General features: G+C 36.7%; 3 protein-coding genes. All 3 read left to right on the top strand.

The genetic code is table 11. The annotated features are described in order from the left end of the window. The first annotated feature begins 55 nt into the window (after positions 1 to 55). The gene (locus tag CHI06_RS28950) at positions 56 to 613 is read left to right on the top strand and encodes a helix-turn-helix domain-containing protein (protein ID WP_095252071.1); all 558 of its coding nucleotides are present in this window, start codon (positions 56 to 58) and stop codon (positions 611 to 613) included. A 56-nt stretch (positions 614 to 669) separates the two neighbouring features. Next, the gene (locus tag CHI06_RS28945; RefSeq protein ID WP_179292833.1) at positions 670 to 1,029 is read left to right on the top strand and encodes an IS3 family transposase; all 360 of its coding nucleotides are present in this window, start codon (positions 670 to 672) and stop codon (positions 1,027 to 1,029) included. 187 nt (positions 1,030 to 1,216) lie between these two features. Continuing rightward, positions 1,217 to 1,430: IS3 family transposase (locus CHI06_RS28940; RefSeq protein ID WP_142301050.1), on the top strand; the 214-nt coding region annotated here is incomplete at its 3' end.

Here is a 1,430-nt window from a genome sequence, read left to right as displayed (position 1 = left end):
TTGAGGTGCACCCCGAAAGTTAGAGTGAAATCTAGCTTTCGGGGTGTGTTTTTTTATGGCAAAATATGGTGGAAAATTCAAGGTAATGTTAGTAAGAGAATATCAAGAGGGTAAATTGGGATATAACCCTTTAGCTGAGAAGTATGGGATGAAAAGCATCGCTCAACTTAAGAGGTGGGTTAAAGTATACGAGAATTTCGGAGCTGAAGGGTTAATGAGGAAGAAACATAAGGAAACTTATTCTGTTCAATTCAAGCATGATGTATTAAGCTTTATGATGAGAACAGGTTCTTCTGAAACGGAAACAGCCCTCCATTTTGGGTTAACGAATCCTCCCTTGATAGCTTCATGGAAGAAAGCATTTCATGAGGGGGGCGTTGAAGGCCTGAATAAACTTAAAGGACGGCCTCCTATGTCTGATAAAGAAAAGAACAAAAAAAGCACGGAACCAAAAGAAATGACATATGAACAAAAGTTGGAAAGAGAAAACGAACTTCTACGTTTAGAGGTAGCATACTTAAAAAAGTTACGAGCTTTTCAGATGGATCCGGAGGGCTATCTAGAAAAGCACAAGCAGCGTTATCATTCGAACTCAAAGAAACCTTCAAACTGAAAGATATTCTACAAATAGTCGGCATTCCTGAATCCTCCTACCATTATCATATGAAAATGATGAATAAAGAAAATCCAGACCAGGAGTTGGAGGAACTTATTCAATCCATTTTCAAAGAACACAATGGAAATTATGGTTATCGTCGTATTCAATTAGAATTAGAAAATCGTGGGTATGAAGTGAATCATAAGAAGGTGCAACGCATCATGAATAAGCTTGGGCTCAAGGGGGATAAATTCAGATTAAAATCACGCAAGTACAGTTCTTACAAGGGTACAACTGGAACTGTTGCAAAGAACCTTATCAATCGTCGTTTTCAAACAAATGTGTGTCATCAAAAACTAACGACAGATATTACAGAATTCAAGTGTACAGATGGTATAAAGCTATATTTAAATCCAAATGGATATGTTTAATGGTGAAATTCTATCTTTTGGGATAGGTATGCGTCCAACCTTATAATTAGCTCTTACCCCCCTCGAAGAAGCATTAGAAATAGTAAAAGATTCAAAGTATAGAACTACTGTACATTCTGATCAAGGGTGGCATTATCAACATAATAGATGGGTGAAAACCCTCAAGAAAAACAAGGTGTTTCAGAGTATGTCTCGTAAAGGAAACTGCTTAGATAATTCGCCAATGGAGAATTTTTTCGGATTACTAAAACAAGAAATGTATTATGGGGAAGCACTGTGCTCGTATGAAGAATTAAAAAAGAGAATTGAAGAATATATCAATTATTATAATAACAAGCGCATAAAGCAAAAATTGGCAGGCATGAGCCCGGTTCAATACCGGTTCCATACTAGCCAATTAG

Origin of the sequence: Bacillus sp. 7884-1, assembly GCF_002272245.1 — a bacterium.
Classification (GTDB): domain Bacteria; phylum Bacillota; class Bacilli; order Bacillales; family Cytobacillaceae; genus Neobacillus.
The sequence above is the reverse complement of the archived record's forward strand: the minus strand, read 5'-3'. Positions and strand labels throughout refer to the sequence as shown.

Excerpts from the sequence above, each read along its gene's own strand:
- CHI06_RS28950 (WP_095252071.1), top strand. The coding sequence starts at position 56 with ATGGCAAAATATGGTGGAAAATTCAAGGTAATGTTAGTAAGAGAATAT.
- CHI06_RS28945 (WP_179292833.1), top strand. The coding sequence starts at position 670 with ATGATGAATAAAGAAAATCCAGACCAGGAGTTGGAGGAACTTATTCAA.